The sequence below is a fragment of the Bacillus sp. GMa5/1 genome, assembly GCF_050172015.1.
GTDB classification, from domain to species: Bacteria; Bacillota; Bacilli; order Bacillales; family Bacillaceae_G; genus Bacillus_A; species Bacillus_A cereus.
Genome location: NZ_JBNLYC010000230.1, coordinates 1 through 5,468, shown reverse-complemented (window position 1 = coordinate 5,468; position 5,468 = coordinate 1). Strand labels below are relative to the sequence as shown.

Genomic DNA, 5,468 nt, shown 5'->3' with positions numbered 1-5,468 from the left:
AGTTAATGTCAACTAAGTTTTTCATTTCGTTTGTCGCTTGCGATGTTATTGTCATCGGCGACTTGTTCTATATTACACCTCTAAAGTATAATCGTCAACACCTTTTTATAAATAATTTCAATTTAATATTTTTATGCTCTTTTAGCTAGATACGTCTCTATAGGATTTCATTATCGGAGCACACCTTCTGCTTCTCTTTAATTTATTTTTCCAAATATATTCAAGTTAATTTGAACTCTAGACTTAACTTGTGTGGACGTTTTCCTCCAACAAAACTAGCAACCTTATTTTAACAAATACTAGTATATAATTAGAGAGTTGTTGTACTATCAATAAAACTCTATTAGAAGCAGGTGAAGATATGAAAGATATACGTATCCTTATAGCAGACGACGATAAAGAAATCCGAAATTTATTAAAAATATATTTAGAACGAGAATTATACATGGTAGACACTGCAATCAACGGCGAAGAAGCCTTGCATTTATTTAATCAAAATAAATATAACCTCGTTATATTAGATCTTATGATGCCCAAAATAGATGGAATCGAGGTATGTAAAAAACTTAGAGATAAAACTAACGTACCTATATTAATGCTCACAGCTAAAGATCACGAAGTTGATAAAATTTTAGGTTTAAGCATTGGTGCTGATGATTATATTACGAAACCTTTCAGCATTCACGAAGTAATTGCACGAGTAAAAGCTCTTATGCGGCGTTTTTTAGTTCTCGGAAGTAACAATACTGCTCAAGAAAAAACAACTTTATCTTTTAAAGGACTAACTATCAATTTAAATACATACACAGTTCATACAAACAAAGAAGAAATTAGCTTAACCGGAAAAGAATTGGAACTGTTAAAATTCTTTACTTCAAACCCAGGGCAAGTATTTACAAAAACACAGCTCTTCCGAAATGTGTGGGACGATAATTATATAGAAGATGACAATACCGTTATGGTACATATTCGAAAACTTAGAAAGAAAATAGAAATTGACCCTTCCAATCCAAAATTTATTCAGACTATATGGGGAATTGGTTATAAGTTTGTAGGTGAAAAGCTTGAAGACTGATAAAACCCTCTTCCTTATTTCATTACAACTTATCATTTGCGGGATTTTAAACATACAAATGGGCCCAAGATTAAAAATGTCTTTATTTATTATCCTTATCTTAATTACAATTTATCTCTTCTTTTCAAGAATACAATTCATTCAACATCGTAAAGCAATGGATACTAAATTAAGTCGTGTACTAAAAGGAAACTTACAAACGAGATTATTCACAAGCAATGACCACTCATTACATAATATCGTTTTTTCAATAAACGAGCTAATAGCTAAATTAGAGCAGGTTCAGATTGAAGCCAAAAGATCCGAGGAATCCAGAAAACAACTTTTGTCTAGTATCTCCCACGATATACGAACACCACTCACCTCCATCATCGGATATATAGATGCTTTGAAAGACGGAGTTGCTGCTTCTGAAATAGAAAAACAAGAATATCTTAAAATACTCTATATGAAATCAAATAACTTAAAGCACCTAGTTGATGAAATATTCAATATGGCGAAGCTAGACGCTAATGAATTTCCACTAAAAGAAGAAGAACTCGACTTTTCTGAAGTTACTAGAGAAGTTTTGATTGAATTTTTACCTGAGCTCTCAAAACATAACATCGAACTGCAAATTCTCATACCAGAGTCTACTTGTCCTATCATCGCAGATCATCTAAGCATTATGCGGATTATCGGTAATTTAATGAAAAATGCAATTTATTACGGAAAGGATGGGAAAACAATAGGAGTCGAACTGCTAGAAGCTGATGCAGAATACAAACTTCATATTTGGGATCAAGGCCCTGGTATTCCAAAACATGATTTACAAAACATATTTGAGCGAATGTACCGAAGCGAACAATCAAGAAACTCTTCATTTGGTGGTAGCGGTCTCGGACTCTCTATTTCTAAAGCACTCGTTGAAAAAAATGGTGGGCATATATGGGTTGAAAGTACTCCATGGAAACGAACTACTTTCGGCTTTTCTATTCCAAAACACAATACTTTTAAGAAATAGTTAAGAAATGATTAATATGCAGTTAAGCCTTCCTTTTTATGATGTAAGTAAGAACTTATAGAAAGCAGGTGTCTCCTATAAATACAATTATAAAAACGACTAACCTTACTAAAGTATATGGCAATCAAAAATCAGTAGATAATTTAAATATTAATGTTCAACAAGGAGAGATTTATGGCTTCATAGGCCGCAACGGTGCTGGTAAAACAACAACCATTCGTATGCTGCTTAGTCTTATAAAACCTACAAGTGGAACGATTGAAATATTCGGAGAGAACTTATTCCAAAATCAAAAAGATATTTTAAGCAGAATTGGTTCTATAGTTGAAGTTCCAGGATTTTATGAAAACTTAACTGCAAAAGAAAACCTACTAATTAATGCAAAGATAATTGGGGTTCACAAAAAGAATGCTATCGAAGAAGCATTAGAAATAGTAGGCTTGCAGCATGAGACAAAAAAGTTAGTAGGAAAGTATTCTTTAGGAATGAAGCAACGCTTAGGAATTGCACGCGCTCTTCTCCATTATCCTGAGCTACTCATATTAGATGAACCAACTAACGGACTAGACCCTATTGGTATTAAAGAAATGCGAAAACTTATTCATTCTTTAGCTCAAGAAAGAAATATAACAATACTCATTTCTAGTCACATATTAGCCGAGATAGAACAGTTGGTCGATCGTATCGGAATTATTCATGAAGGAAAGTTACTAGAAGAAGTTTCTCTTGATACGCTGCGCAAAGCAAACCGTAAGTACATAGAGTTTCAAGTGAATAATGACGATAAAGCTGTGATGTTATTAGAAAATCATCTTCAAATTTTTGATTATGAAGTACATGATGAAGGAAATATTCGTATTTACTCTCATTTTGGACAACAAGGATACATAAACAGAACGTTTGTTCTTAACGGTATTGAAGTATTAAAAATGATGATAAGCGAAGATAGACTAGAAGATTATTTCACCAAACTAGTTGGAGGTGGAACAATTGGTTAATCTACTCTATACAGAACTCTTAAAACTAAAACGCTCTAATATGTTTTTAATTAGCATTATTGGTGCTGGTGTCGCACCTTTCTTAGTTGTAGTAGCCTCTTATATACATATAAAAACAAAACAGCCTACTCCAACTATTTGGTTCCATCAATTATTCACTGACGTTAACTTATATACTACTTTAGTTATAGGATTCCCCTTATATGGAGTAGTGGTTGCATATTTGCTTACCCGCGAATATGCAGAAGATACACTGAAAAATTTACTAACTATCCCCGTGTCGCGCATTAGCTTTATTATAAGTAAATTCATCATTCTCTTTCTTTGGATTATGATGCTAACTTTAGTGGCTTGGGCACTTACTTTAATATTAGGGCTATTGGGGAACTTCCCTGGCTTTAACATTTCTTTACTTTTAGGTTCTTTCCTAGAATTTTTAATATGTGGTGGACTTCTCTTTCTATTGTCTTCACCTATTGTGCTACTAACTCTTGTAATGAAGAGCTATGTACCGCCCATTATATTAACAGTCATTATTACAATGACTAATCTTATGCTCGTAAACTCCAAGCATAAAGATTTATTTCCGTGGACCGCTACTCTAGATATCGCAAATAACGAATTACAACCGACATATCCACCAGAGTATTCTTATATCATCATTGCAGTAACGACAATTTCCGGATTTATTGCAACACTATTCTATTTTAAAAAAGTAGACATTCATTAATTTGTAGGAGTGAAACTATGAGCGATATCATTATTGCCTTCATACTCGGTATTGTAGAAGGATTAGCTGAATTTTTACCTATATCCTCTACTGGCCATCTTATATTAGTCGGGCATTTATTAGGCTTTGAGGGAGAAAGAGCGAAAACGTTTGAAATTGTTATTCAGCTAGGCGCAATTTTAGCCATTGCAATTTTATATCATAAACGTCTCGTTTCTTTATGTAATATTAAGCCTCTTCTACAGAAAGAAAAAAAATTCAACGCGTTCCATGTATTTCTTGGCGTATTTCCGGCAGTGGTTGCTGGTTTGCTACTACATGATATTATTAAAACATACTTATTCCAGCCATACACTGTTGTGATTGGACTTGTAGCAGGTGCAATTCTTATGCTCTTTGCAGAAGTAAAAAAGAAAGAGGCAGCAGCCTATTCACTGGACGATTTAACATACCGCCAAGCTTTAACAATCGGATTATTTCAGTGCTTAGCAGTATACCCTGGCTTCTCTAGAGCTGGCTCTACTATCTCTGGAGGTCTATTAGCAAAAGTAAATTATAAGACTGCATCTGAATTCTCTTTTCTAATAGCTCTTCCTGTAATGGTTGGGGCTACAGGCTTAGACTTACTAAAAAGTTGGAAGTATTTAAGTGTCGATGACATCCCTATGTTTGCGGTAGGATTCATTACCTCTTTTATAGTAGCGATGCTAGCGGTAGTAACTTTTCTAAAGCTTTTAGAGAAGATAGGTTTAAAACCTTTTGCGTACTATCGTATTTTGTTGGCTATCTTATTTACGCTTTTCGTATTGCTATAGATTCATATAAGTCACATATTATTAAACTGATATTCAATTTAGAATATCAGTTTTTTCATCTATTTCAACTCTAGTATTACTCACTTCAATATGGCATAGTGATAATAAACTACCATTCATAATCTGAACGTTCTTTAAGTAACTACATCCTTTATCATAAAATGCAATTGGAAAATTAAAGATTCCATATATGTACAGAACATATTTACAAACTATATTCACTCCACATAGTATCTTTTTAATTTGCAACACACCGCTACAACTTTTAAATGAGTACAAAGACATACTAAATAAGTAAGTAAATTTCCTAGGAATTATAAAGAGACTAAATATGAATTAGAGTGAGGTAACGATAAAAATGAATCAATTAGCACAAACATATTGGGATACTTATTGGGGAAACAACAAAAAAACAGAATCTGTTACAGCTTGGCAATTTGGGGATGCCCCTAATTATCTTGCACAACTAGTAATTGACGGTATTAAAACCGCTACATGCTCCGGTCACATTTTTTATGAATTAGAACATGAATCACTACCGACTACTATTGATTATAGTATTATACTCAATAGTAATGATGAACCTGTAGCTATTATTAAGACAATAGAAGTAACTGTAACACCAATGAATGAAGTAAGCGAAGAATTCGCTATCGCTGAAGGCGAAGGAGATCGTACTTATAATTACTGGAGAGACACCCATGTTCGTTTTTTTACAAAGGAACTAAATGAGCTTGGTCTTAATTTCTCTGAAGATATGTTACTCGTCTGTGAGCGTTTTGAACTTGTTGATGTGAACAATAAAGTGAAATTTTAATAAACTGAGATTTACCAGCCATTCTTATTT

At 33.3% G+C, this 5,468-nt stretch carries 6 protein-coding genes; all 6 read left to right on the top strand.

The window, feature by feature from the left end; all coding sequences use genetic code 11:
- Nucleotides 1-361: 361 nt before the first annotated feature.
- The 6 genes from ACQGSG_RS26105 to ACQGSG_RS26080 all read left to right on the top strand — a co-directional run bounded on the left by ACQGSG_RS26105 (nucleotide 362) and on the right by ACQGSG_RS26080 (nucleotide 5,438).
- Nucleotides 362-1,075, top strand: a complete 714-nt coding sequence (locus ACQGSG_RS26105) for a response regulator transcription factor (RefSeq protein WP_000651991.1) — start codon at nucleotides 362-364, stop codon at nucleotides 1,073-1,075.
- A complete protein-coding gene (locus ACQGSG_RS26100) occupies nucleotides 1,065-2,078 on the top strand; it encodes a sensor histidine kinase (RefSeq protein ID WP_061663392.1) in 1,014 nt (337 codons plus the stop codon). The genes ACQGSG_RS26105 and ACQGSG_RS26100 overlap by 11 nt, the downstream gene beginning before the upstream one ends.
- A 68-nt stretch (nucleotides 2,079-2,146) precedes the next feature.
- Complete coding sequence (locus tag ACQGSG_RS26095; RefSeq protein ID WP_000074580.1) at nucleotides 2,147-3,076, top strand: ABC transporter ATP-binding protein; 930 nt, start codon at nucleotides 2,147-2,149, stop codon at nucleotides 3,074-3,076.
- The gene (locus ACQGSG_RS26090; protein WP_000247716.1) at nucleotides 3,069-3,806 is read left to right on the top strand and encodes an ABC transporter permease; all 738 of its coding nucleotides are present in this window, start codon (nucleotides 3,069-3,071) and stop codon (nucleotides 3,804-3,806) included. Before ACQGSG_RS26095 ends, ACQGSG_RS26090 begins: the two co-directional genes overlap by 8 nt.
- Before the next feature lie 17 nt (nucleotides 3,807-3,823).
- Entirely contained in the window at nucleotides 3,824-4,621 is a 798-nt protein-coding gene (gene uppP / locus ACQGSG_RS26085; RefSeq protein WP_087964911.1) for an undecaprenyl-diphosphate phosphatase UppP, read from the top strand.
- Nucleotides 4,622-4,979: 358 nt separating this feature from the next.
- A complete protein-coding gene (locus ACQGSG_RS26080) occupies nucleotides 4,980-5,438 on the top strand; it encodes an ASCH domain-containing protein (RefSeq protein ID WP_098569095.1) in 459 nt (152 codons plus the stop codon).
- Nucleotides 5,439-5,468: the final 30 nt, after the last annotated feature.

Bases quoted from the DNA above. Each gene is read 5' to 3' on its own strand.
- ACQGSG_RS26080 (WP_098569095.1), top strand. From the start codon at position 4,980: ATGAATCAATTAGCACAAACATATTGGGATACTTATTGGGGAAACAAC.
- uppP (WP_087964911.1), top strand. From the start codon at position 3,824: ATGAGCGATATCATTATTGCCTTCATACTCGGTATTGTAGAAGGATTA.
- ACQGSG_RS26105 (WP_000651991.1), top strand. From the start codon at position 362: ATGAAAGATATACGTATCCTTATAGCAGACGACGATAAAGAAATCCGA.